The 25,298-nt window shown below is 65.4% G+C and carries 19 protein-coding genes; 10 read left to right on the top strand and 9 right to left on the bottom strand.

What is annotated here, in order from left to right:
• The first annotated feature begins 216 nt into the window (after positions 1–216).
• Both L1F06_RS20325 and L1F06_RS20320 read left to right on the top strand, forming a co-directional pair.
• Positions 217–3,930, top strand: coding sequence for a response regulator (locus tag L1F06_RS20325; protein WP_036986833.1), 3,714 nt, complete (start codon positions 217–219; stop codon positions 3,928–3,930).
• 44 nt (positions 3,931–3,974) lie between these two features.
• Positions 3,975–6,122 (top strand): putative bifunctional diguanylate cyclase/phosphodiesterase, encoded by a 2,148-nt coding sequence (locus tag L1F06_RS20320; protein ID WP_129482938.1) that lies wholly within the window; start codon positions 3,975–3,977, stop codon positions 6,120–6,122.
• 15 nt (positions 6,123–6,137) lie between these two features.
• Here L1F06_RS20320 and yihG read toward each other — a convergent pair whose 3' ends face one another.
• From yihG to L1F06_RS25040, 4 genes are all read right to left on the bottom strand, one after another.
• Positions 6,138–7,034, bottom strand: coding sequence for a 1-acylglycerol-3-phosphate O-acyltransferase, YihG family (gene yihG / locus L1F06_RS20315; RefSeq protein WP_003240497.1), 897 nt, complete (start codon positions 7,032–7,034; stop codon positions 6,138–6,140).
• A 251-nt stretch (positions 7,035–7,285) separates the two neighbouring features.
• Positions 7,286–9,379: a phosphate acetyltransferase gene (pta, locus tag L1F06_RS20310; protein ID WP_129482937.1), complete on the bottom strand. Its 2,094-nt coding sequence runs from the start codon at positions 9,377–9,379 to the stop codon at positions 7,286–7,288.
• Positions 9,380–9,388: 9 nt separating this feature from the next.
• The gene (locus tag L1F06_RS20305; protein WP_129482936.1) at positions 9,389–10,573 is read right to left on the bottom strand and encodes an acetate kinase; all 1,185 of its coding nucleotides are present in this window, start codon (positions 10,571–10,573) and stop codon (positions 9,389–9,391) included.
• Positions 10,574–10,741, bottom strand: a complete 168-nt coding sequence (locus L1F06_RS25040; protein ID WP_237717994.1) for a DUF3565 domain-containing protein — start codon at positions 10,739–10,741, stop codon at positions 10,574–10,576.
• A gap of 128 nt (positions 10,742–10,869) precedes the next feature.
• Between L1F06_RS25040 and L1F06_RS20295 the strand changes: the two genes are divergently transcribed.
• From L1F06_RS20295 to clpB, 4 genes are all read left to right on the top strand, one after another.
• A complete protein-coding gene (locus L1F06_RS20295; protein ID WP_003240505.1) occupies positions 10,870–11,355 on the top strand; it encodes an FKBP-type peptidyl-prolyl cis-trans isomerase in 486 nt (161 codons plus the stop codon).
• A 175-nt stretch (positions 11,356–11,530) separates the two neighbouring features.
• Positions 11,531–12,016: a glutathione peroxidase gene (locus tag L1F06_RS20290; protein ID WP_003240508.1), complete on the top strand. Its 486-nt coding sequence runs from the start codon at positions 11,531–11,533 to the stop codon at positions 12,014–12,016.
• 129 nt (positions 12,017–12,145) lie between these two features.
• Entirely contained in the window at positions 12,146–12,883 is a 738-nt protein-coding gene (locus tag L1F06_RS20285) for a nitroreductase family protein (RefSeq protein WP_129482934.1), read from the top strand.
• 129 nt (positions 12,884–13,012) lie between these two features.
• Positions 13,013–15,577 carry an ATP-dependent chaperone ClpB gene (gene clpB / locus L1F06_RS20280; RefSeq protein WP_129482933.1) on the top strand — a complete coding sequence of 855 codons (2,565 nt, stop codon included), beginning with the start codon at positions 13,013–13,015 and terminating at the stop codon, positions 15,575–15,577.
• A gap of 159 nt (positions 15,578–15,736) precedes the next feature.
• Here the strand turns inward: clpB and dld are convergent, their stop codons facing one another.
• The 3 genes from dld to L1F06_RS20265 form a co-directional block, all read right to left on the bottom strand.
• Positions 15,737–17,455, bottom strand: coding sequence for a D-lactate dehydrogenase (dld, locus tag L1F06_RS20275; RefSeq protein WP_129482932.1), 1,719 nt, complete (start codon positions 17,453–17,455; stop codon positions 15,737–15,739).
• A gap of 4 nt (positions 17,456–17,459) precedes the next feature.
• The gene (gene lldD, locus L1F06_RS20270) at positions 17,460–18,599 is read right to left on the bottom strand and encodes an FMN-dependent L-lactate dehydrogenase LldD (RefSeq protein ID WP_003240516.1); all 1,140 of its coding nucleotides are present in this window, start codon (positions 18,597–18,599) and stop codon (positions 17,460–17,462) included.
• A gap of 92 nt (positions 18,600–18,691) precedes the next feature.
• Positions 18,692–20,386 carry an L-lactate permease gene (locus tag L1F06_RS20265; RefSeq protein ID WP_129482931.1) on the bottom strand — a complete coding sequence of 565 codons (1,695 nt, stop codon included), beginning with the start codon at positions 20,384–20,386 and terminating at the stop codon, positions 18,692–18,694.
• A 297-nt stretch (positions 20,387–20,683) separates the two neighbouring features.
• Here L1F06_RS20265 and L1F06_RS20260 point away from each other — a divergent pair, with 297 nt between their 5' ends.
• Positions 20,684–21,457, top strand: coding sequence for an FCD domain-containing protein (locus L1F06_RS20260; protein ID WP_003240520.1), 774 nt, complete (start codon positions 20,684–20,686; stop codon positions 21,455–21,457).
• Between the two features lie 400 nt (positions 21,458–21,857).
• Here the strand turns inward: L1F06_RS20260 and smpB are convergent, their stop codons facing one another.
• A complete protein-coding gene (gene smpB / locus L1F06_RS20255; RefSeq protein ID WP_003240522.1) occupies positions 21,858–22,340 on the bottom strand; it encodes an SsrA-binding protein SmpB in 483 nt (160 codons plus the stop codon).
• A gap of 127 nt (positions 22,341–22,467) precedes the next feature.
• Here smpB and L1F06_RS20250 point away from each other — a divergent pair, with 127 nt between their 5' ends.
• From L1F06_RS20250 to L1F06_RS20240, 3 genes are read left to right on the top strand one after another with little or no spacing between them, the layout of a single operon-like run.
• Entirely contained in the window at positions 22,468–23,871 is a 1,404-nt protein-coding gene (locus tag L1F06_RS20250) for a sodium-dependent transporter (protein WP_096825649.1), read from the top strand.
• Positions 23,871–24,305 (top strand): type II toxin-antitoxin system RatA family toxin, encoded by a 435-nt coding sequence (locus L1F06_RS20245; protein WP_003240525.1) that lies wholly within the window; start codon positions 23,871–23,873, stop codon positions 24,303–24,305. The genes L1F06_RS20250 and L1F06_RS20245 overlap by 1 nt, the downstream gene beginning before the upstream one ends.
• Positions 24,298–24,618, top strand: a complete 321-nt coding sequence (locus L1F06_RS20240; protein WP_096825650.1) for an RnfH family protein — start codon at positions 24,298–24,300, stop codon at positions 24,616–24,618. The genes L1F06_RS20245 and L1F06_RS20240 overlap by 8 nt, the downstream gene beginning before the upstream one ends.
• A 78-nt stretch (positions 24,619–24,696) precedes the next feature.
• On the opposite strand, the gene L1F06_RS20235 is transcribed toward L1F06_RS20240, so the two are convergent.
• Positions 24,697–25,215 (bottom strand): outer membrane protein assembly factor BamE, encoded by a 519-nt coding sequence (locus L1F06_RS20235; RefSeq protein WP_003240528.1) that lies wholly within the window; start codon positions 25,213–25,215, stop codon positions 24,697–24,699.
• Positions 25,216–25,298 lie beyond the last annotated feature (83 nt).

Genomic DNA, 25,298 nt, shown 5'->3' with positions numbered 1-25,298 from the left:
GCTTGCGAGGGCTTTTTTCTGCCCGTTCAGACCCGTTGCGCGGCGCCGCGAGCCAGGCCCAGGCATGTTCCATGGCGCGCCGGCGACCGCCCGTCGCAACCCCTCTGGCCAAAGGCCAGTGATGCAAAAGCTGACTAGAATGCTTGCTGTGGTTCTGTGAAGGCCGTGCAGGGCGTGTCTCTGCGTATTGGTTCTGGATGACCGAAGGGAGAGCGAATGGACGACAGAGCTGTCGAGCGGCCGCACAGGCCCTGGGTGCCATTGCTGGCTGCGCTGGGGCTGCTGCTCGGCCTGGGCGGGCTGGTGTTCTGGCAATGGAGCACCCTTCAGGAGCGCGAGCGCGAGGACGCTCAGCGACGGTTCTTGCTGCAGGCCGAGGATATCGGTCAGCGCATAACGGCTCGTATGCGGACCTACGAAATGGTCCTGCGCGGTGTGTCCGGGCTGATGATCGGCAGCGACCAGGTCTCTCCAATCGAATGGGAGCGAGCCCTGGACCAGCTCCAGCTGCAGGACCGCTACCCCGGCATCCAGGCCGTGGCCTGGGCCCGCTACCTGGCGCCGGAGCAGCTCGCCGAATTCCGCGTCGAGCTGCAGGCGGACGAACTCGACTATCAGGTGTTCCCGCCCGGGCAGCGCGAGCATTACCTGCCGATCAAGTACGTCAGCCCGCTGGATTGGCGCAACAGGCGGGTGCTGGGCTTCGACATGCTCAGCGAAGGGGTCCGCCGCCTGGCCATCGAGCGCGCGATCGAAACGGGGCAGGCCAGCCTGAGCGGCCCCTTGGTCCTGCGTCAGGAAATCGATATCAACGTGCAGCAGGGCGTTCTGCTGTTCCTGCCGGTATTTCGTCCCAGAATGCCGCTCAATACGCCGGAGCAGCGCCGTGCTGCGCTGCTGGGGATGGTCCATGGCGCGTTTCGCAGCCACGACCTGATGGAAGGCATCCTGGGCAGCCAGACACGCCATTTCGACATCGTGCTTCGGGATGTGAGTGCGCAAGGCGGTGAACTGCTGCGTGGCGAGGCCCCGGCCAATGGCTGGGTGCCGCGTTTCAGCAGTCAGTTGCAGCTGCCGCTCTACGGGCGCAACTGGGAGCTGGCGTTGACGGGCACGCCCGAATACGAGCGTAGTCTGATCGACCGCTCCGGTACGTTCAGCCTCTGGTCCGGCCTTGCCGTGGCGCTGCTGCTGGCTCTGCTGGTCGGCGGCTATCTCTATCAGCGCGAGCGCAAGCTGCACATGAGCGAGCAGGCCGCGCGAGACCTGCAGGAGCGCGAGGAGCGTTTTCGCCTGCTGGTGGAGCGTCTGCCGGTGGCCACCGTACTCTGTGACGCCAAGGGGCGGATCGAGATGGCCAACCGCAGCGCCGCCGAACTCTTCGACTGCCCGCTCAATGGTTTGCTCGGCGAGACGGTGCTGCGCGTGCTGCCCAATATCGAATCGCCGCAGGATCTGCAGGAGCAACTGGGCGAGAGTGACGAGCGCATGGTGCGAACCCTGCGTGGCGAGTCGATCCCGGTGAGCATCAGCCTCAACCCGCTGCACGAGGGCAGCAGCTACCTGATCAATCTGGTCGATCTGCGTGCGCGCAAGGTGGCGGAAGAGCGCTTCCGCCTGGTGGTGGAGGCGTCGCCCAATGCCATCGTGCTGGTGGACGGCCTCGGCCGAATTGCCATGGTCAACCGGCAGACCGAACAGATGTTCGGTTACGAACGGCAGATGCTGCTTGGCGAACCGATCGAGATGCTGCTGCCCGCGGCTCTGCGGGGCGGTCATGTGGCGCTGCGCAGGGGTTATCAGGCCATGCCCGAACAGCGCCGTATGGGCGGCAACCGCGAGCTGTTCGGCCAGCATCGCGAGGGGCGGCTGATACCGCTGGAGGTCGGCCTGTCGCCAATCCGCAGCGGCAACGAAAGCCTGGTGCAGGCGGTGATCATCGACATCAGCGAGCGCAGGGCCGCAGAGCAGAAGTTGCGCGAGCAGGCCGAGCAGTTGCTGCTGGCCAACCGCTACAAGTCCGAATTCCTCGCCAACATGTCCCATGAGCTGCGCACGCCGCTTAACAGCATCCTGATTCTCAGCGACCAGCTGCGGCAGAATCTGGCCGGCAATCTCACCGAGAAGCAGACCAAGCATGCCGACATCGTGCATCGCGCCGGCAGCGACCTGCTGCAGCTGATCAACGATGTCCTCGATCTGGCCAAGGTCGAGTCGGGGCGCATGCAGCTCAAGCTCGAACCGATCAACATGCAGGACGTGCTGGTGGAGCTGGACGCCAGCCTGCGGCCGATGGCGGAGCTCAAGGGGCTCAGCCTGCATACCCAGATCGACGCCGGTGTGCCGCGCGTCATCCACAGCGACCGGGTGCGTCTGCACCAGATTTTGCGCAACCTGCTGTCCAACGCGCTGAAATTCACCGACCAGGGCGAGGTGACCCTGACCGTCAGCAGCGAAGGCCGGCAGGAAGACGAGCGCGAGCTGCTCTGCTTCAGTGTGCGCGATACCGGCATCGGCATCGATCCGGCCCAGCACGAGCAGGTGTTCCAGGCCTTCCAGCAGATCGACGGCTCCACCAGCCGGCGCTTCGGCGGCACGGGCCTGGGGCTCGCCATCACCCGCCAGCTGGTGCTGGCGCTCGATGGCGATATCGGCCTGCAGAGCACGCCGGGTCAGGGCTCGACCTTTACCGTCAGGTTGCCGGTGCAGAGCGCACCCGCCACAGCGGAGCCTGCCACCGAAGGCCCTCAGCGGGCCGGCGATGGTCCGCCGCTGCTGATCGTCGAGGACGACGCCAACTTCGCCGCGGTCATCGCCGAGGAGGCGCATGCCCATGGCTTTTCCAGCGTGCATTGCCGCACCGGCCTGCAGGCACTGGGGCTGTTGCAGCAGGAGAGCTTCAATGCGGTCATCCTCGACATCCTGCTGCCTGATCTCAGCGGCTGGCAGCTGTTCCGGCGCTTGCGCGCCCAGCCGAGCCATCGCTACACCCCGGTGCACATCATTTCCTGCGTGCCGCAGCCGGTGGGCTGGAACGACGACGGCACGCGCTATCTGGTCAAGCCCATCGGCCGCGACGAACTGGAACAGGTGTTTCTGGAACTGCAGCATGGCGCCGCGCACGAGCAGGCGTTACTGCTGGTGGAGGACGTGGCGGTCGAGCGTGAGCACTACCGCGAACATCTCGCCCAGCTGGGGTTCGTCGTGACCGCCTGTGCCAATGCCGAGGAGGCCCGTGCGGCCTACGCCAATGGCGAGTTCGCTGCCCTGGTGATCGATCTCGACCTGCCCGACCAGGACGGTTTCGCCCTGCTCGACAGCCTCAACCAGCTGCGGCCGTTGCAGGGTATGCGCGTGGTGATCAACACCGGCGTGGACGTCACCCAGCAGACCCTGCAGCGCCTGCGCCGCTACAGTGCAGTGGTGGTGCGCAAGCATGGCGATGACACCGAGGCGCTGTGCCAGGCCGTGCAGGGTTTTCTCGGCGACGTGCGCACGCCGCAGCAGGCCCACCCGCGTCTCAATCCGCTGCAGGGACGGCGCGTCCTGCTGGTGGACGACGACGTGCGCAACGTCTACGCCCTCACGGCCCTGCTCGATGAAGTGGGACTGCACGTCAGCTCGGCGAAGGATGGCATCGAGGCGATCGCCGCCTACCAGCGTGACACCTTCGATCTGATCCTGATGGATATGGCCATGCCCAACATGGACGGCTACACCGCCACGCGGCTGCTCAAGCAGGAGCACGGTTGCAGCATTCCGATCATCGCCCTGACCGCCCACGCCATGAAGGGGGATCGGGAGAAATGCATCACCGCCGGTGCCGACGACTACATGGCCAAACCCATCAAGCGAGACGAGCTGATTGCGCTTCTGGAACGCTGGTTGAGCATGCCGCTCATGACGTCTGCCAGTAATGAACTAACCTGATGGCAGGAGTGATCGGGACCGGGCAAAAGGACAGAGGAGTTACGATGGCCCAGGCGCAGAGCAAGACCGTCGCCTTACCCGCCACGCAGGTTCTGCTGGTGGTGGATGACCGCGTAGAGAATCTCGAGGCCATGCAGGCGCTGCTCGAGGACGGCGAGTGGCAGTTGCGCTGCGCCAGCTCGGGGGAAGAAGCCCTGCGCTGCATGCTCGAGGAAGACGTCGGGCTGGTGCTGCTGGACGTGCAGATGCCCGGCATGGACGGTTTCGAAGTGGCCCGCCTGATGCGCGGCAACCCGCGTACGCGGCTGACGCCGATCATCTTCGTCTCCGCCATTGCCCAGACCCAGGATGCGGTGCTGCGGGGATACAGCACCGGGGCGGTGGACTTCGTGCTCAAGCCTTTCGACCCCTCTGTGCTGCGGCACAAGATCCACAGCCTGCTGGAGCACGAACGCAATCGCAGCGAGTTGCAGCAGCTCACGCAGCAGCTCGATCGGGCACGAGCCTTCAACGCCTCGGTGCTGGCCAACGCCGCCGAGGGCATCATGGTGGTAGGGGAGGACGGCCGGATCCAGTTCGCCAACCCCGCCATGGCGCAGATGCTGGAGGGCGAAGTCGGTGACCTCGAAGGCGCCGAGCTGATGTCCTTCCTCAAGAATCCCGCCGTCGAAGGCGGATGGCAGGAGTCGGAGTTCTTCCGTCATTTCAAGCGCGAGGCCACCTACCGGGTGCACGAGGCCATGCTGCGCACGCTCAGCGGTGGCTGCCTGCCGGTGGCCTTGTCCTGCTCGCCGCTGCCGCGCATGCAGCAGGCCATGGTGGTCATCGCACTGGACATGTCGGTGGTGCGCAACCTGCACGCCCAGCTCGAGTCGCAGGCGGTGACCGATTCGTTGACCGGCCTGCTCAATCGCCGCGGCTTTCACCTCGCCCTGGAGTCCGCCCTGGCGCGTATCGAGCGCAGCGGCCAGCGCATCGCCGTGCTCTATCTGGATCTGGACGGTTTCAAGCGCATCAACGATTCGCTCGGCCACGACGTCGGCGATCAGCTGCTGCGCCGCGTCGGCGAGCAGCTCAAGGCCTGCCTGCGCCCCTACGACAGCCTGGCACGCATCGGCGGCGACGAGTTCACCGCGCTGCTGGACAACCTCGGCCACCCGGAGGACGCCGCCAAGGTGGCGGAGAAGCTGATCGAGCTGGTCTCGGTTCGTCACACCCTCGATGGCGTGGACTTCACTCTCGGCGCCAGTGTCGGCATCGCCTGCTTCCCCGAGTGCGGGCAGAGCGTCGAGGGTTTGCTGCGCTCGGCCGACATGGCGATGTATGAGGCCAAGCGCGCCGGGCGTCAGCAATACCGCTTCTTCTCGCCGGAGATGAACGGCCGCGCACGCTCGCGGCTGATGCTCGAGGAAAGCCTGCGCCATGCCATCGAGAACGACGACTTCGTGCTGGTGTATCAGCCCCAGTTCCATCTGAATAGCGGACGGCTGCGCGGCTTTGAGGCCTTGCTGCGGTGGCAGCACCGGGTCGCCGGCATCGTCGCGCCCAACGTGTTCATTCCGCTGCTCGAGGAGACCCGCCTGATCAACCGCCTGGGCGAATGGATCTTTCGTGAAGGCGCCAGGCAGCTGGCCGGGCTCAGGAGCCAGTTCGGCGAGGAGCTGATCCTCAGCATCAACGTCAGTCCGGTGCAGTTCGGCATGCCGCAACTGGTGGCGGACCTGCAGCGGGTACTCGACGTCCATGGCCTGAAAGCCAGCCAGCTCGAGGTGGAGGTGACCGAAAGCGCGCTGATGCAGGACCTGGAACTGACCCAGGCGCAGCTGCGTCATCTGCGCGAGCTGGGAGTGAAGATCGCCATCGACGACTTCGGCACCGGCTACTCGTCATTGGCCTATCTGCGGCACTTCGAGCTGGATACTCTGAAGATCGACCGCCTGTTCATTGCCAATATGCTCGATTCGCCGCGCGATGCCGCGGTGGTCAGCACCATCATCGACCTCGGCCATCACCTGGGGCTGGAGGTGATAGCCGAAGGGGTGGAGACCCAGGCCCAGCGCGATTGGCTGGTCGAGCACCGCTGCAGCATCATGCAGGGCTTTCTGGTGGCGCCCGGCCTGTCGGCCGAGGCTGCGCTGCAGGTGCCGGCGCAGCTGGATTGGACCAAACTGCCCCTGCCGCGTGGTGACTGAAGCGTCGGTGATGCGTCAGGTCTGCTGGTGAAGGCTGGCGAGCTCCGCGTCCTTCTCCTCCCACAGGCGATTGACCCACTGCTGGAAGGCCAGACGGTAATCATCGTCCTGGTCGTAGTTGCGACCGATGAATTCACGGGGAATCTCCACCTGCTTGAAGCGAACCTCCACGGCGTCGAGGCGGCCGCAGAGCAGGTCCCAGAAGCCGGGCACACCGTGCGGATAGTGGATGGTGACGTTGACGATGGCATGCAGCTGTTCGCCCATGGCATCGAGCACGAAGGCGATGCCGCCGGCCTTGGGCTTGAGCAGGTAGCGGAACGGCGAGTTCTGCTGCGCGTGCTTGGCCGGCGTCAGGCGCGTGCCTTCGAGGAAGTTGAACACCGCCACCGGGTTGCTCTTGTAGCGCGCGCAGGCGCGGCGGGTGGTGGCCAGGTCCTGGCCGCGCTTTTCCGGGTACTTGGCCAGGTATTCCTTGCTGAAGCGCTTCATGAAGGGAAACTCCAGCGCCCACCAGCACAGACCGATCACCGGCACCCAGATCAGTTCCTGCTTGAGGAAGAACTTCAGCAGCGGCATGCGCCGGTTGAGCAGGTACTGCAGCACCAGAATGTCCACCCAGCTCTGATGGTTGCTGGTGACCAGGTAGGAGTGACGGGTATCGAAGCGTTCCAGGCCTTGAACCTTCCAGTCGATGCGGCCGACCAGGCGCATCCAGAACTTGTTGAAGCCGATCCAGCTTTCCGCGATGCCGTGCATCACGAAGCGCAGCGCACGCTGCGCCGGGGCGAACGGCAGCAGCAACTTGAGCAGGGCGACGAAAAATAGCGGCCAGCACCAGAACAGGGTGTTGAGTGCCAGCAACAGGCCGGCGAGCAGGCCGCGCAGCGGCGCGGGAAGAAAGTGCAGCATCGGGCGAACGCCTCCTTAGGCAGGCCGCGCGTCATGCGGGCGGCCTGGGTATGGGGCTTTCTACGAGCCCCGAATCGATCGAGCGCGCTGCGGCGATCCGTGCGGCAGGCTGGGTCGGCGCCAAGGTTAACGATTGTGCACTGACCTGCAAGTGCCAGTCATGACCATCGGGTGTCACACCGTAGGGTGCGCCGCGCGCACCAGAGGAAACGCATTTGTTTCACGGCGCTTAGGGCGCACCCTACGGCGCTTCAGCTCGGCAGGTTGGCCGCCTGGATCGCGGTGAGGGCGATGGTGTAGACGATGTCGTCGACCAGGGCGCCGCGTGACAGGTCGTTCACCGGCTTGCGCAGGCCCTGCAGCATGGGGCCGACGCTGATGCAGTCGGCGCTGCGCTGGACCGCCTTGTAGGTGGTGTTGCCGGTGTTCAGGTCGGGGAACACGAACACCGTGGCGCGGCCGGCCACCGGGCTGTTCGGCGCCTTCTGCCGGCCGACGCTCTCGATGGCGGCGGCGTCGTACTGCAGCGGACCGTCGAGCAGCAGATCCGGGCGTTTTTCGCGGGCCAGGCGGGTGGCGGCGCGCACCTTCTCCACTTCCTCGCCGCTGCCGGAGTCGCCGGTGGAGTAGCTGAGCATGGCCACACGCGGTTCGATGCCGAAAGCCTGCGCCGAGTTGGCGCTCTGCAGAGCGATTTCGGCCAGCTGTTCGGCATTGGGGTCGGGGTTCACCGCGCAGTCGCCGTAGACCAGCACCTGATCCGGCAGCAGCATGAAGAACACCGAGGACACCAGGTTGTAGCCGGGCGCCGTCTTGATCAGCTGCAGCGCCGGGCGGATGGTATTGGCGGTGGTGTGGATGGCGCCCGACACCAGGCCATCGACCTCGTCCAGGGCCAGCATCATGGTGCCGAGCACCACGGTGTCTTCCAGCTGTGCCTCGGCCATCGGGGCGTTGAGGCCCTTGCCCTTGCGCAGCTCGACCATCGGCTCGACGTAGCGGCCGCGAATCAGGTCCGGGTCGAGAATCTCCAACCCTTCCGGCAGTTCGATGCCCTGCGCGCGGGCCACTGCACGCACGTCTTCCGGCTTGGCCAGCAGCACGCAACGGGCGATGCCGCGCGCCTGGCAGATGGCCGCTGCCTGCACGGTGCGCGGTTCGCTGCCTTCGGGCAGGACGATGCGCTTGGCCGCGGCCTTGGCCCGTTGCACCAGCTGGTAGCGGAACGCCGGTGGTGACAGACGCAGCTCGCGCGGGGTGCCGCAGCGGGTGGTCAGCCAATCGTGGTCGATATGCCCGGCGACGAAGTCGGAGACCTTCTCGGCGCGCTCGCGGTCGTCCACCGGGATTTCCTTGTTCAGCCGGTTGAGGTTGGTGGCGGTGTCATAGGAGCCGGTGCTCACCGTCATCACCGGCAGGCCGCTGGCCAGTGCGCCGTTGCACAGTTCCATGATGCGCGGGTCGGGCGCGAAATCGCTGCACAGCAGCAGCCCGGCCAGCGGCACGCCGTTCATCGCCGCCAGGCAGGCGGAGAGAATGATGTCGTCGCGGTCCCCCGGCGTCACCACCAGGGTGCCGGGCTTGAGCAGTTGTACGCTGTTGGCCACGGCGCGGGCGCAGAGCACGATCTTGAGCATGCGCCGCTGTTCGTAGTCGCCGGCGTTGAGGATGCGGGCGCCGAGCAGCTCGGCGACGTCCTTGGTGCGTGGTGCATTCAGTTCGTCCTGCCAGGGGATGCAGCCGAGCAGGCGAAAGTCCTCGGTCTTGAGCAGCGGCGAGAACTCCTGCAGACGTTCGGCGAAGGCCTCGATGCCGTCCTCGCTGCGCACCTTGTTGAGGATCACGCCGAGCACCTTCGGGTCCTTGGGGCCGCCGAACAGCTGCGCCTGGATCTCGATGCGGTCGGACAGTTCGGTGAGGCTCTCGTCCTCCGGCGCACTGACCAGGATCACGTCGGCATCCAGGCTCTTGGCCAGGTGGAAGTTGACCCGCGCGGCGTAACTGGCGTGGCGCGTCGGCACCATGCCTTCGACTATGACCACGTCCTTGTCGGCGGCGGCCTGCTGATAGAGGCTGATGATCTCTTCCAGCAGTTCGTCCAGCTGGCCGTCGCCGAGCATGCGTTCGACATGGCTGAGCGGCAGCGGTTTGGGCGAGTGCAGGCCGTGGGTGCGGGCGATCAGCTCGCTGGAACGCTCCGGGCCGAGGTCGCCTGCATGCGGCTGGGCAATGGGCTTGAAGAAGCCGACCTTGAGGCCGCTGCGCTCCAGCGCGCCGACCAGGCCGAGGCTGATGGAGGTGAGACCGACACCGAAGCCGGTGGGGGCGATAAAGAAGGTATGCATGAAAAAGCCTCAGTCGAGCAGGGCAAGAGTGTCGAGAGCGATCTGCCGCTCTTCGTTGGTCGGCACCACCAGTACCAGCGGGCCATGCGCTGCCTGGATCGGCCCGCCGACGCCGCGTACGCAGCGCGCGTTGGCTGCAGGGTCGAGGGCAAAGCCGAGCAGGCCGAGGTGTTCGAGGGTCTTGCTGCGGATCAGCGCCGAGTTTTCGCCGATACCGCCGGTGAAGATCAGCCCGTCGAGGCGGCGCAATGCGCAGCTCATGGCCGCCAGCGACTTGGCCAGGCGATAGCAGAACACCTCGATGGCCAGGGTGGCGCCGGCATGACCCTGCTCGCGGGCCTGCTCCAGGCTGCGCATGTCGTTGGACAGGCCGGACAGGCCGAGCAGGCCGCTGTCCTTGTTGAGCATGCTGTCGATCTGTTCCAGGCTCCAGCCCAGGGTACGCGCCAGGTGGCTGTGCAGGTTGGGGTCGACATCGCCGCTGCGCGTGCCCATCACCAAACCCTCCAGCGGCGTCAGGCCCATGCTGGTATCAAGGCTGTGGCCGTTTTCCACGGCGCAGGTCGAGCAACCGTTGCCTAGGTGCGCCACCAGCCAGCTGCTGGCCTCGGCCGACAGGCCGGCCATCTGTGCGGCCTTCTGGCTGACGTAGCGATGGCTGGTGCCATGAAAGCCGTAGCGGCGCACGCCGTGCTCGCGGTACAGCGCCTCGGGCACGGCATAGCGGTAGGCGTGCTCGGGCAGGCTCTGGTGGAAGGCGGTATCGAACACGGCGACCTGGGTAAGCGTCGGGAACAGCTTCATCGCCGCCTCGATGCCCAGCAGGTTGGCCGGGTTGTGCAGCGGCGCCAGCGGCGCGACCTGGCGGATCGCCTGCAGGCTGACGGCATCCAGACGGCTGGCGCCGGAGAAGTATTCGCCGCCATGCACCACGCGGTGGCCGATGCCGTGCAGCTCGCCTGCGGCGACGCGCTGCACGATCGGCAGCAGATGGGACAGCGCCAGGCGGTGGTCGGCGCCGGCAATCACCAGGCTGTCGCGCTCATCGCCCTGCTGCCAGTGCAGGATGGCTTCGGGGCTGCCCAGGCGTTCGGCCAGGCCGCTGAGGGGGAATTGCTCCTGGGCTTCGTTGACCAAGGCGAACTTGATCGACGAACTGCCGCAGTTGATCACCAGAATGTTGCGAGCAGACATTTAAGCTTCCTTGAATTCATCGTGCGACCGATCCCTGGCACACCAGCCGCAGGCGAAGGGGCTGCCCAGTCTGGCCTGACGTCGCTCGGGGTCGAGTACCCAGGCCCGATTCTGCCAGGGTGGTCGGTGGCGTACATGTTGAGTATGACCACAGGACAAGACTGCCACCCAGTCGCCGTGTTCGTCCTGACGAAAATCAACGATACGCGTGGTCCGTTTGTCAGGGCTCGGGTCGCAATCCCGATCGGCCTTGGTTAGACTTGTTCGTTCATTTATCTTTCGCAAAAGGTCTCCCCATGCTGATCGCCGCCAACAAGGCCGTCTCCATCGACTATACCCTGACCAACGATGCCGGTGAGGTGATCGACAGCTCGGCTGGCGGCGCACCGCTGGTCTATCTGCATGGTGCGGGCAACATCATCGTCGGCCTGGAAAAGGCCCTGGTCGGCAAGAAGGCCGGTGACGAGGTCGAAGTGGCCGTCGAGCCGGAAGAAGCCTACGGCGAGTACAGCGCCGAGCTGGTTGCCACCCTGAGCCGCGCCATGTTCGAAGGCGTCGACACCCTGGAAGTCGGCATGCAGTTCCATGCCTCCGGCCCGGACGGTAGCATGCAGATCGTCACCATCCGCGATATCGACGGCGACGATGTGACCGTCGACGGCAACCACCCGCTGGCCGGTCAGCGCCTGAACTTCAAGGTCAAGGTGGTGAACGTGCGTGACGCCAGCGAAGAGGAAGTGGCCCACGGTCACATCCACGGTGAAGGCGGCCATCACCACTGAGTCGCTCAGGCGACTTGCGGTCGTTCACTGCGGAGCAACCGCTGCTAAGCTCAAAGCTCGCGATAAAGGCGCCTCATGGCGCCTTTTTCTTGTATGCCGGCGTGCCTGTCGGCAGCCGCTTCGATGGTTTTCAGGGCCCACGCCCGCTGCACTGAATTCGCTGAGGAAGTTCGTCATGAGTGCCTTTCACGATCTCAATCTCCGTGCCCTGGATGGCCAGGAACTGCCGCTGGCACCCTACAAGGGCCAGGTGGTGCTGGTGGTCAACGTCGCCTCCAAATGCGGCCTGACGCCTCAGTACGCCGGGCTGGAGAAGCTCTACCAGCAGTACAAGGGCAACGGTTTCACCGTGCTCGGTGTGCCCTGCAACCAGTTCGCCGGGCAGGAGCCAGGCAGCGAGGACGAGATTCGCGAATTCTGCAGCCTCAATTACGGCGTGACCTTCCCACTGGGCAGCAAGCTGGAGGTCAACGGCCCCGCTCGCCACCCGCTGTATCGCCTGCTGGCCGGTGAGGGCGCCGAGTTTCCCGGCGACATCACCTGGAATTTCGAGAAGTTCCTGGTCGGCCAGGACGGGCGCGTGCTGGCGCGCTTCTCGCCGCGCACCACGCCGGACGATCCGGCGCTGATCCAGGCCATCGAGAAGGCGCTGGGTCTGTAGCGCCTTCGCGCTAGGGGCCGAGGGCTGCAAGCGCGACTGATCGGCCAATCTCTCGGCCATTTCCTCACGCGGCCTTGTTCGCCCGGTCGTCCGCTTGCTTAATCGGACGACTTGCCGAGGACTGCGCCCATGACCAGTTTTTCCAACGAGCCACTTCCCGCCATGGCTTCACCGGCCGAACTGCGCGCGCTGATCGAAAGCCGCCGCGCGGTGCGCCGTTTCACCCCCGAACCGGTGCCGGACGCGGTGATTCGCGATTGCCTGGAGCTGGCCGTGCTGGCGCCGAACTCCTGCAACCTGCAGCCCTGGAGCTTTCAGGTGATCCGCGATGCGGCGCTGCTGGCGCAGCTGCACCCGGTGTGCATGAGCCAGAACGCCGCACGGGCGCCCCTGATCATCGCCGTGCTGGCGCGGCCCGACACCTGGCGCCAGGCCTGTCGCAACGTCATCGATTACTGGCCGGAAGCCGAGGTGCCGGCGCGCATCCGCCGCTTCTACAGCAAGACCGCGCCGTTCCAGTACAACCAGGGGCCGCTGGGGCTGCTGGGGCTGTTCAAGCGGCAGCTGGTGCGCCTGGTGGGGCTGCGCAAGCCGCTGATGCGCAAGCCCAACAGCAAGGCCGACATGCGCCTGTGGGCGGTGAAGTCCACCGCGCTGGCGGCGCAGAATCTGATGCTGGCCTTCCAGAGTCATGGCTATGCCACCTGTCCGATGGAAGGCTTCGATGAGGTGCGCCTGCGCCGCGTGCTGGACATTCCGCGCCAGGCCATCCCCATCATGCTGCTGGCCGTCGGGCGGCAGGGCGAGAAGGGCGTGTACAACCCGCGCCTGCGTTTTCCGCTGGAGCAGCAGGTCACCTGGCTGTAAGCAGGTTTGACCTGGATCAAATGGCCTCGTCTTGAATACGGCGTAATCGTCCTTATCTAGTCTTCATCTCGGCGGGTTTCGTTTTTCGGGGATGTTGTCCCGGCCCGCCATTCTGGAGGAAGGACATTTATGCGTATCGATCGTTTGACCAGCAAGCTGCAGCTTGCACTCTCCGACGCCCAATCCCTGGCCGTGGGCATGGACCACGCCGCCATCGAACCGCTGCACCTGATGCAGGCGCTGCTGGAGCAGCAGGGCGGCTCGATCAAGCCGCTGCTGATGCAGGTGGGCTTCGACATCAATAGTCTGCGTCAAGCTCTGACCCGCGAGCTGGATCAGCTCGGCAAGCTGCAGAACCCCACCGGCGACATCAACCTGTCGCAGGATCTGGCGCGCCTGCTCAACCAGGCCGACCGCCTGTCACAGCAGAAGGGCGACCAGTTCATTTCCAGCGAGCTGGTGCTGCTCGCCGCCATGGACGAGAACACCAAGCTGGGCAAGCTTCTGCTGGGCCAGGGCGTGTCGAAGAAGGCCCTGGAAAATGCCATCGCCAACCTGCGCGGCGGCCAGGCGGTGAATGATCCCAACGTCGAGGAGTCGCGCCAGGCGCTGGACAAGTACACCGTCGACCTGACCAAGCGCGCCGAGGAGGGCAAGCTCGACCCGGTGATCGGTCGTGACGACGAGATCCGCCGCACCATCCAGGTGCTGCAGCGCCGCACCAAGAACAACCCGGTACTGATCGGCGAACCCGGTGTGGGCAAGACCGCCATCGCCGAAGGCCTGGCCCAGCGCATCATCAACGGTGAAGTGCCCGATGGCCTCAAGGACAAGCGCCTGCTGTCGCTGGACATGGGCTCGCTGATCGCCGGCGCCAAGTTCCGCGGCGAGTTCGAGGAGCGCCTGAAGGCCGTGCTGAACGAGCTCAGCAAGCAGGAAGGGCGCATCATCCTGTTCATCGACGAGCTGCACACCATGGTCGGCGCCGGCAAGGCCGAGGGCGCCATGGATGCCGGCAACATGCTCAAGCCGGCTCTGGCCCGTGGCGAGCTGCACTGCGTCGGCGCCACCACGCTGGACGAGTACCGCCAGTTCATCGAGAAGGATGCCGCGCTGGAGCGCCGCTTCCAGAAAGTGCTGGTGGACGAGCCGAGCGAGGAGGACACCATCGCCATCCTGCGCGGCCTCAAGGAGCGCTACGAGGTGCACCACGGCGTGACCATCACCGACGGTGCGATCATCGCCGCGGCCAAGCTCAGCCATCGCTACATCACCGACCGCCAGCTGCCGGACAAGGCCATCGACCTGATCGACGAGGCCGCCAGCCGCATCCGCATGGAGATCGACTCCAAGCCGGAGGAGCTGGACCGCCTGGATCGCCGCCTGATCCAGCTGAAGATCGAACGCGAGGCACTGAAGAAGGAAGACGACGAGGCGACCAAGAAGCGCCTGGTCAAGCTGGAAGAAGACATCGCCAAGCTGGAGAAGGAATACGCCGACCTGGAGGAAATCTGGAAGTCGGAGAAGGCCGAGGTTCAGGGTTCGGCGCAGATTCAGCAACGCATCGAACAGGCCAAGACCGAGCTGGAAGCCGCGCGGCGCAAGGGCGACCTCAACCGCATGGCCGAGCTGCAGTACGGGGTGATCCCGGATCTGGAGCGCAGCCTGCAGATGGTCGACCAGCACGGCAAGAGCGAGAACCAGCTGCTGCGCAACAAGGTCACCGACGAGGAGATCGCCGAGGTCGTGTCCAAGTGGACCGGCATTCCGGTAAGCAAGATGCTCGAAGGCGAGCGCGAGAAACTCTTGAAGATGGAAGGCCTGCTGCACCAGCGGGTGATCGGCCAGGACGAAGCGGTGGTGGCCGTGGCCAACGCCGTGCGCCGCTCCCGTGCCGGATTGGCTGATCCGAACCGGCCGAGCGGCTCGTTCCTCTTCCTCGGCCCGACCGGGGTGGGCAAGACCGAGCTGTGCAAGGCGCTGGCCGAGTTCCTCTTCGACACCGAGGAAGCGCTGGTGCGCATCGACATGTCCGAGTTCATGGAGAAGCACAGCGTCGCGCGTCTGATCGGTGCGCCGCCCGGCTATGTCGGCTACGAAGAGGGCGGTTACCTGACCGAGGCGGTGCGCCGCAAACCCTACTCGGTGGTGCTGATGGACGAGGTGGAGAAGGCCCACCCGGATGTGTTCAACGTGCTGCTGCAGGTGCTGGAAGACGGTCGCCTGACCGACAGCCATGGCCGCACCGTGGATTTCAAGAACACCGTGATCGTGATGACTTCCAACCTCGGCTCGGCGCAGATCCAGGAGCTGGTCGGCGACAAGGAAGCGCAGCGCGCGGCGGTGATGGACGCGGTGAGCAGCCACTTCCGTCCCGAGTTCATCAACCGTATCGACGAGGTGGTGGTGTTCGAGCCGCTGGGCCGCGAGCAGATCGCCGGCATCGCCGAGATCCAGCTCAAACGTCTGCGTGGTCGCCTGGCCGAGCGCGAGCTGAGCCTGGAGCTGACGCCGGAGGCGCTGGACAAGCTGATCGCCGTCGGTTACGACCCGGTGTACGGCGCGCGCCCGCTCAAGCGCGCGATCCAGCGCTGGATCGAGAACCCGCTGGCGCAGCAGATTCTCGCCGGCGACTTCGCCCCGGGCGCGGTGGTGCATGCCAAGGTGGACGGCGAGGAGATCGTCTTCGCCTGATCGCTTGCCGCGTCAACACAAAGTCCCGCCAAATCGGCGGGCCTTTGCTTTTGTAGCCCGGATGAAATCCGGGGAGTCGGCGTCAGGTGTTCCCGGATTGCATCCGGGCTACGGTGCTTACGCCCCGCAAGCGGGAGAGGGGAGACAAAACCGTAGCCCTCAGCAGCAACCACCCCAATGCTTCTTCTTCGAGGTATGGCCGATGCCGGGGTTGAAGGTGTTGGTCGGGTCCAGTTCGCGGTAGAAACCGGCCAGCGCCGGCTTGGCCACGTACAGGTGGCCGACGTTGTGCTCGGCCGGGTACTCGGCGCGGCGTGCATCCAGCAACTTCCACATGCGGTGCTCCATCTCGATCGGGTCGATGCCCTTCCTGACGATGTAGTCCTGGTGGAACACGTGGCAGAAGAAGTGCCCGTAGTAGAGCTTGTGGATGATCTGCTCTTCCATTTCCTGCGGCAGCGTCTCGACCCAATCGCGGTCGTTGCGGCGCAGGGCGATGTCCAGGGCGAGGATGTCCTCGACGCTGCTGCGGTGTGCCTCACGGTAGCGGATCGCGGCGCCGGCGATGGCGAAGCGGTGCAGGAAGGCCTTGCGCCCTTCCTCGGCGTCGCACTCGAAGTAGGCGCCGCTGGCGCTGCCGGTGAAGTACTTGATGAGGAAGGCGCGGGTCTGCTCCAGGGTGTCGTTGGACACCCGCACCAGCAGGTGATGCTCGAAGCGCTCACGGTACTCGCGCATGCGCGCCGGCAGGTGGCTGGGCAGCAGGTTCATCAGCGCCTGGATCACCCGGTCGGTCACCCCGCGCAGGCCGAAGCGCTCGAAGAAGCCGTCGACCCGGCTCTTCATGGCGAAGGCGGCCGGTACCCTGGCGGTGCCGAATTTGTCGATCACCAGGAAGGTGTCCTTGCCGTATTTTTCGCCGATGTCGAAGGCGGTGCGGTGGATGTACTCGCCGGCAATGGGCAGGCGCGGCAGCTTGGCCAGCAGGTGGCGGCGCACTTCGGTAAGGTCGTGCGGGTCGTTGCTGCCGATGTAGAACACCGTGCTCGGCTCCTTCGGGAAGGTATCCAGGCGCACGGCGAACAGGCACAGCTTGCCGGCCGAGCCGGAGGCTTCGAACAGACGCGACGGGTCGGCGTTGAAACGCGCCGGGGTGTCGGCATCGACATCGCGCACGTGCTCGCCGTAGCGCGCGTCGGAAGCCTTGGCGTGTTCTTCGTTGCGCACCTGCTGCGCCGTGTAGTCGCCGTTCTGCAGGCGGGTGAGGATTTCCTCGGGGCTGTCGCCCAGGTCGATCCCCAGGTGGTTGACCAGCTCCAGCGAGCCGTCATCCTTCACCTGCGCGTACAGCGCCAGTTCGGTGTAGGCCGGGCCGCGGCGCACCAGGGCGCCGCCGGAGTTGTTGCAGATGCCGCCGAGCACCGAGGCGCCGATGCAGGACGAGCCGATCACCGAGTGCGGCTCGCGGTTCAGCGGCGCCAGGGCCTGCTCCAGGCGATCCAGGGTGGCGCCGGGCAGGCAGACCACCTGCTGGCCATCGTTGATCAGTTGCACGCCGGTGATGCGCAGGGTGCTGATCAGCACGATCTCGCGGTCGTAGTCATCGCCATCGGGGGTGGAGCCACCGGTCAGGCCGGTATTGGCCGCCTGCATGATGACGATACGGTCGGCCGCCACCGCCGCCTGCAGGACGCGCCACTGCTCCAGCAGCGAGCCGGGGCGCACCACCGCCAGGACATTGCCCTCACCGGTGCGGTGGCCCTTGCGAAAACGCCGCGTGGCCTGCTCGTCGATCAGCACATGGCTGTCGCCGACGATCTGGCGCATCTGCGCCAGCAGGGTGTCTCGGGATACGGTGGTGGCGACTGCAGCGGTCATCGGCTCAACGCTCCTTTACCAGCAGGTCCGAGGTGATCTCGGCGATGGACTTGGCGCCGGTCAGCACCATGGCCACGCGCATTTCCTTCTCGATCAGGTCCAGCAGGTTGCTCACACCGGCCTGACCGGCGACCGCCAGCGCGTAGATGAAGGCGCGGCCGAGCAGCACGGTGTCGGCACCGAGGGCGAGCATGCGCACCACGTCCAGGCCGGTACGGATGCCGGAGTCGGCAAGGATCTTCAGCTCGCCCTTGACCGCATCGGCGATGGCCGGCAGGGCGCGGGCGCTGGACAGCACGCCGTCGAGCTGACGGCCGCCGTGGTTGGAAACGATGATGCCGTCGGCGCCGAAGGTCACCGCGTCGCGGGCGTCTTCGGGGTCGAGGATGCCCTTGATCACCATCGGGCCGTCCCAGAAGTCGCGGATCCACTCCAGATCCTTCCAGGAGATCGACGGGTCGAAGTTGGCGCCCAGCCAGCCGATGTAGTCGGCCAGGCCGGTGGGATTGCCGCGGTAGGCGGAGATATTGCCCAGATCGTGCGGCTTGCCCATCACCCCGACATCCCAGGCCCACTGCGGGTGGGTCATGGCCTGCAGCACGCGGCGCAGCGGCCCGTTCGGACCGCTCATGCCCGAATGGGCATCGCGGTAGCGCGCACCCGGCACGGGCATGTCCACGGTGAACACCAGGGTCGAGCAGCCGGCGGCCTTGGCGCGCTCCAGGGCGTTCCTCATGAAGCCGCGGTCCTTCAGCACATAGAGTTGGAACCACATTGGCCGGTCGATGGCCGGCGCCACTTCCTCGATCGGGCACACCGATACCGTGGACAGGGTGAAGGGAATGCCCTTGGCCGCTGCCGCCTTGGCCGCCTGCACCTCGCCACGGCGGGCGTACATGCCGGTCAGGCCCACGGGCGCCAGGCCCACCGGCATGGACATCTTCTCGCCGAACAGCTCGGTGGACAGATCCAGCTCGGACATGTTCTTCAGCACGCGCTGGCGCAGTTCGATGTTCGACAGGTCGGCGACGTTGCGGCGCAGGGTGTGCTCGGCATAGGCACCGCCATCGGCGTAGTGGAACAGGAAGGGCGGCAGCTTGCGCTCGGCGGCGGCGCGATAGTCGGTGGAGGCAGAAATGATCATGAGCTCATCCTGTTGCTGAAAAGGGGAAGCGTAGCCTGACGGCAGTAGCCCCGGCATGGCCGGGGCGTTTCAAGGCGCTTGGGGCTATTCGATCAGCCGGCTACCAGCGGATCGCTGACCCCCAGCACGTAGATCGCCAGCATCGCGATGCTGCCGGTGAACAGCACGTAGTACAGCGTCGGCCAGATGGTCTTGCGCAATGTGCTGCCTTCGCGACCGAGCAGGCCGACGGTGGCCGACGCGGCGACCACGTTGTGGATCGCCACCATGTTGCCGGCTGCGGCGCCGATGGCCTGCACGGCGACGATCAGCGCGCCGGAGATACCCAGGCTGCTGGCCACGCCGAACTGGAACTGGCTGAACATCATGTTGCTCACCGTGTTGGAGCCGGCGATAAAGGCGCCCAGGGCGCCGATGCTCGGTGCCAGCAGCGGATAGATGCCGCCGACGCTGTCGGCCACCCAGCGCGCCATCAGGATCGGCATGCTGGCCAGCTCGGCGCCGTTGACACCGGAGTTGATCAGGATGCGCACCATCGGCACGGTGAACAGCAGCACGAAGCCGGCGCTGAGCAGCACGCTGGACGATTCCTTCACCGCCTTGCTCAGCTCACGCACCTTCATGCCGTGCAGGAAGAAGGTGGCCAGAACCACGGCGACCAGAATGCCACCCGGCAGGTAGAGCGGTTGGAAGTTGGCGCTGATGCCGGTTTCGCCAAGCAGGTCGGGGAAGTTCACCACCACCGCCTTGAGCGCGTTGCCCACTTCCGGGAACACACGGCTGATCACCAGCAGGGCGCCGACCAGCACATAGGGCAGCCAGGCGCGCAGGGCACTCATCGGCTTGGCGGTCAGCTCGTCCAGCTTCATCTCGACGGTGCCCAGCCACTCGCTCGGCCACTTGTCGGCCGGGGCGAAGTCCCAGGTCTTCTTCGGTACCAGGAAGCCGAAGCGGGCGGCGCTGGTGACGATGGCCAGGCCGATCAGACCGCCCAGCAGCGAGGGGAATTCCGGGCCGAGGAACACGCCGGTGGCGGCGTAGGGCAGGACGAAGGCCAGGCCGGCGAAGAGGGCGAACGGCAGCACTTCCAGACAGGCTTTCCAGCTTTTCTCCTGACCGAAGAAACGCGTCAGCATCATCGCCATCACCAGCGGCATGACCACGCCGACAGTGGCGTGGATGATCGCCACCTGGCTGGTGATCAGCTGCAGGAACTGCGCCCAGGACGAACCCTGTTCCACCAGGTGTGCGCCGATGGTGGCGGTGTCCAGACCGGTGTTGATGCCGACGATGATCGGCGTGCCGACCGCGCCGAAGGACACCGGCGTGCTCTGCACCAGCATGCCCATCAGCACGGCGGCCATGGCCGGGAAGCCGATGGCTACCAGCAGCGGTGCGGCGATGGCCGCTGGCGTGCCGAAGCCCGAGGCGCCCTCGATGAAGCAGCCGAACAGCCAGGCGATGATGATCGCCTGGATGCGGCGGTCAGGGCTGATGGTGGTGAAGCCGGCGCGGATCGCGGTGATGCCGCCGGAGTGCTTGAGGGTGTTGAGCAGCAGGATGGCGCCGAAGATGATCCACAGCAGACCCAGGGTGATCAGCAGGCCCTGCAGGGTCGAGGCCAGCACGCGGTTGAGGGTCATGTCCCAGGCGAACAGACCGACGGCGGCGGTGACCAGGTACACCAGCGGCATGGCGCGCTTGGCCGGCCAGCGCAGACCGATCAGCAACACGGCTGCCAGCAGGATGGGAGAGAACGCCAGCAGGGCGAGAATTCCGTTGGACATTGGGGCTACTCCGTGGCGAGGCGCACACGGCGCGCGAGGGAGAATGCGGTATCCGGCAGACGTACAACGCTATGGGGTGTCATGGCATGACCTCGACGTCGTTCTTGTTCTTGAAGTGGGTTAATTGGTAATACCAATTTACAAAGGTGCGGGCTCAGGTTAAAAGTCGCTCAATGCCCTGTCAAATCGTCGCGCTAAGACTTTCGTCGTAGAATGCCGTCTTGTCCGCCGCTGACCAGCGCTATAGGCTGGCGGCACAAGGCTTTACGTCTGGTCAAACCAATGGAGAAGTTCGGGATGGAAGTAGGGTTGGTGCGGCAGCGCCGCTTGTCGGACGATATCGTCGCGCAACTGGAAACCATGATTCTCGAAGGCACGCTGCGTGCCGGCGAGAGGCTGCCCGCCGAACGTGCCCTGGCCGAACAGTTCGGGGTTTCACGCCCTTCGCTGCGCGAGGCGATCCAGAAGCTGGTGGCCAAGGGGCTGCTGGTGAGCCGCCAGGGCGGCGGCAACTACGTCGCCGAAGCCCTCGGCTCGACCTTCAGTGATCCACTGCTGCAGCTGCTGGAGAACAAGGAAGATGCCCAGCGCGACCTGCTCGAGTTCCGTCACACCCTGGAAGGTTCGTGCGCCTACTACGCAGCGCGGCGTGCCACGGACATCGATCGGCAGCGCCTGACCGAAGCCTTCGAGGCCCTGCAGGATTGCTATGCCCGGGCGGGCAAGGTGACGCGGGCCGAGGAGGGCGCCGCCGATGCGCGTTTCCATCTGGCGATCGCCGAGGCCAGCCACAACGCCGTGCTGCTGCACACCATCCGCGGCCTGTTCGATCTGCTCAAGCGCAACGTGGTGACCAACATCGGCGGCATGTACGCCCAGCGCGAGGAAACGCGCGACATGCTGATCAGCCAGCACCGCGCGCTCTACGAAGCGATTGTCGAAGGTCGCGCCGAAGACGCGCGGGACCTGTCCAACCAGCACATCGACTACGTGCAGGAAGTGCTCTCGGAAGTGCAGCTGGAGGCGCGGCGGGTGGAGCGGGCGCAGCGGCGCGGAGCGGTCAGACCCTAGGTACGCAGTGCGCACCGCTGCTGGCCTGCGTTGCGCTAAGCCGGTTGTGACGCGAAGGGAGATTGGTGCGCATGGCGCACCCTACGGGAAGCAGCGGTCGGGCTGTAGGGTGCGCCGCGCGCACCGCTGCTGGTCTTTGTTGTGCTAATCCGGTTGTGAGCGAAGGAATATTGGTGCGCATGGCGCACCCTACGGGAAGCGGCGGCCGGGCCGTAGGGTGCGCCGTGCGCACCGCTGCTGGCCTGCGTTGTGTTAATCCGATTGTGATGCGAAGGGAGATTGGTGCGCATGGCGCACCCTACGGGAGGCAGCGGCCTGGCCGTAGGGTGCGCCGTGCGCACCGCTCCGTCCTTCGTCTCGGCCTTTTCCCAAGGTTCGCAGCTGAGGCTGGCCGCTGCGCTCAGTCGTCCTTGCCCTTGCTGCGCATGGCGCGCTGGACTTCGCGGTTGGCGTCGCGTTCCTTCTCGACGTGACGCTTGTCGAAGTCCTTCTTGCCCTTGGCCAGGGCGATCTCGCATTTCACCAGGTGCTGCTTCCAGTACAGTGACAGGGCCACGCAGGTGTAGCCCTTCTGCTGTACGGCGCCGAACAGCTTGTCCAGCTCGCGTTTGTGCAGCAGCAGCTTGCGGGTGCGGATGGGGTCGGCGATGACGTGGGTGCTGGCGGTTTTCAGCGGCGTGATATGCGCGCCCATCAGCCAGGCCTCGTCGTCCTTGAGCAGCACGTAGCTGTCCACCAGCTGCGCCTTGCCGGCGCGCAGGCTCTTGACTTCCCAGCCGGCCAGGGCGACGCCCGCCTCGAACTTCTGTTCGACGAAGTAATCGTGCAGCGCCTTCTTGTTCAGCGCGATGGTGCCTTGAGGATGTTTCTTTTGCTTAGCCATAGGGCGCGCATTATAGGGAGTCGCCCGCGCCTGCGCCATGGGGCTTTACCGCGCCAAACTTGAGCCCATGTCGCTAATCTCCGACAATGCGCGATCTTTTTTCCCGCAGTATGGGGTGTGGGCCGCAATGGCGAGCGACAAAGTTTCGATTCATGGTGCCTGGGCCAGCCGCTGGGTGTTCATTCTGGCGGCCACCGGCTCGGCGGTCGGCCTGGGCAATATCTGGAAGTTTCCCTACATGACCGGCGTCTACGGCGGTGGTGCGTTCGTGGTCATGTATCTGTTCTGCATCGCGCTGGTCGGCGTGCCGATCATGCTGGCGGAAACCCTGATCGGTCGTCGCGGCCGGCAGAGCCCGGTCAACGCGATGAAGAGCCTGGCGGCCGAGGCCGGGGCGTCCAGGCACTGGTCGCTGGCGGCGCTGATCGGCATGGTCGCGGCGCTGTTGATCCTGTCCTTCTACAGCGTGGTGGCGGGCTGGTCGCTCGATTACATCCTCGGTATGGGGCGCGGCGATTTCACCGGCATCAGTGGCGATGGTGCCGGCGCGGCGTTCGGCGGGCTGACCTCCGATCCTTGGCGACTGACCCTGTGGCACAGCCTGTTCATGCTGGTCACTGCCTTCGTCATCGCCAAGGGTGTAGTGGCCGGTCTGGAGCGCAGCCTGCGCATCATGATGCCGCTGCTGTTCGTGCTGCTGCTGGTACTGCTGGGCTACAGCTTCACCACCGGGCATTTCCGCGAAGGCTTCGATTTCCTCTTCCATTTCGATCCGAGCAAGGTTCAGGACGGCATTCTCGCCGCCATGGGTCATGCCTTCTTCACCCTGAGCGTCGGCGTCGGCTCGATCATGGTCTACGGCGCCTACATGCCGAAGAAGGCCTCGATCGGCGCCACCGTGCTCACTGTTGGCCTGCTCGATACCCTGGTGGCGCTGACCGCGGGGCTGGCCCTGTTCCCCATCGTCTTCGCCGCGGGGCTTGAGCCGGGCGGTGGTCCGGGGCTGATGTTCGTCACCCTGCCGATCGCGTTCGGCAATATCGCCTTCGGTCAGGTCATGGGGCTGATCTTCTTCGTGCTGGTGGCCGTAGCCGCCTGGAGCTCGTCGATCTCCATGCTGGAGCCGGCCGTGGCCTACTTCGTCGAGAAGACCGGGCGCAGCCGGGCCAAGGTAACTGCCGCGCTGGCGCTGGTGTGCTGGCTGCTGGGCATGGGGACGGTGCTGTCGTTCAATCTGTGGGCCGAGGCCAAGTTCTTCGTCTTCGCCGATGATGGTTTCCACCTGTTGCAGTGGGGCGCCGAGGGCGGCAAGACCTTCTTCGACAGCATCGACTACCTCACCAGCCGCATTCTGCTGCCACTGGGTGGCCTGTCCTTCGCGCTGTTCGCCGGTTGGGTGCTGAGCCGCGACGCGGTGCGCGAAGAGCTGGCGATCAGAAGCCCGCTGCTGTTCAATCTGGCCCTCTGGCTGATTCGCGTCGTGGCGCCTATCGGCGTGCTGATCGTGTTCATCGCGGAGCTGAGCAAGTAATGACCACTCGAATCCAGCGTTCGGCGTTGTTGCCCTATCCGGCGCAGGCGCTGTTTGATCTCGTCAACGACGTGGCCCGTTACCCCGAGTTCCTGCCCTGGTGCAGCAGCAGTCAGGTTCTGGAAGTGAGCGAGAGCCATATGCTGGCCAGCCTCGAGGTGGCCAAGGGCGGGCTCAGCCAGCGCTTCGTCACGCGCAATGCGCTGCAGCCCGGCGAGCGCATCGAGATGAACCTGCAGGAGGGACCTTTCACCCGCCTGCATGGCGTCTGGGAGTTCAAGGCGCTGGGCGACAAGGCCTGCAAGATCAGCCTGGACCTGACCTTCGACTACGCCGGGCCGCTGGTGCGCGCCACGCTCGGCCCCCTGTTCAATCAGGCAGCCAACACCATGGTCGATGCCTTCTGCCAGCGAGCCAAGCAACTGCATGGATAATCCCAACATCGCCATAGAGGTGGTCTACGCCCTGGCCGACAGGCAGAAGCTGCTGCGCCTTTCCGTACCGGTTGGCACCACGGTGCGCGAGGCGGCGCTGCGTTCGGGCATGCAGCAGTTCTTTCCCGAACTGGACCTGCATCACGCGCCCTTGGGCATCTTCGGCAAGGCGGTCGCCAAGCCCGAGGAGCGGGTGCTCGAGGAGGGCGAGCGGGTCGAGATCTACCGACCCTTGATCGCGGATCCCAAGGAGGTGCGCAAGCAGCGTGCAGCCAAGGCCAAAGCCAGGGAAGAGGGCGAAGAGCCGGCCTGATGGGGTTGTCGTCTCTACTGGAGCGATCGCCAGATGCAAAAAAGCCCGGAAGATTCCGGGCTTTTTCGTGTCCGCGTGTTACTGCGGATCGGTGTCCAGCGGCTCTGGCGTGGGGACCGGAACGGTTTCCACCTGGTCCACTTCGCGCTGGATCTGCTCCAGCAACGAGCCGGGCGCCGGCGGCGTTTCGCTCTGCGGTCTGGCTTGCGGCTGCGCGCTGCTGGTGTCGCTGCCTTCGCCCATGATGGCCTGATCGCGGCTGACGCCGGGCATGAAGTCGCCGGCCAGGCCGACCAGTTGATCGTTGCCGTCGAACACCAGGCTGACGCGTTCCTGCAGGCGCTGGGTGCCGCCGGGTTGCATGCTGTATAGGTAGTCCCAGCGGTCGGCGTGGAAGGTGTCGGTGATCAGCGGGTTGCCCATGATAAACCGCACTTGGCGTCGGGTCATTCCCGGGCGCAGCTGGTCTATCATGTCCTGTGTCACGACATTGCCCTGTTGAATGTCGATCTTGTAAACCCCGGGGAATGAACAACCGGCGAGTGCGAAGAGCCCGGTCAGCGACAGGCTGGTCAGCAAGAGCTTGGTTTTTTGCATCGGAGGGTGACTTCCACTATCTTGGGCAACTTGAACCCCGGATCATACCCGTATTGAAGGATGCTGCGAAGCAGCATCCATGA

It is taken from the genome of Pseudomonas hydrolytica, assembly GCF_021495345.1.
Classification (GTDB): Bacteria; Pseudomonadota; Gammaproteobacteria; order Pseudomonadales; family Pseudomonadaceae; genus Aquipseudomonas; species Aquipseudomonas hydrolytica.
This window is presented reverse-complemented; position numbering and strand designations above follow the sequence as displayed.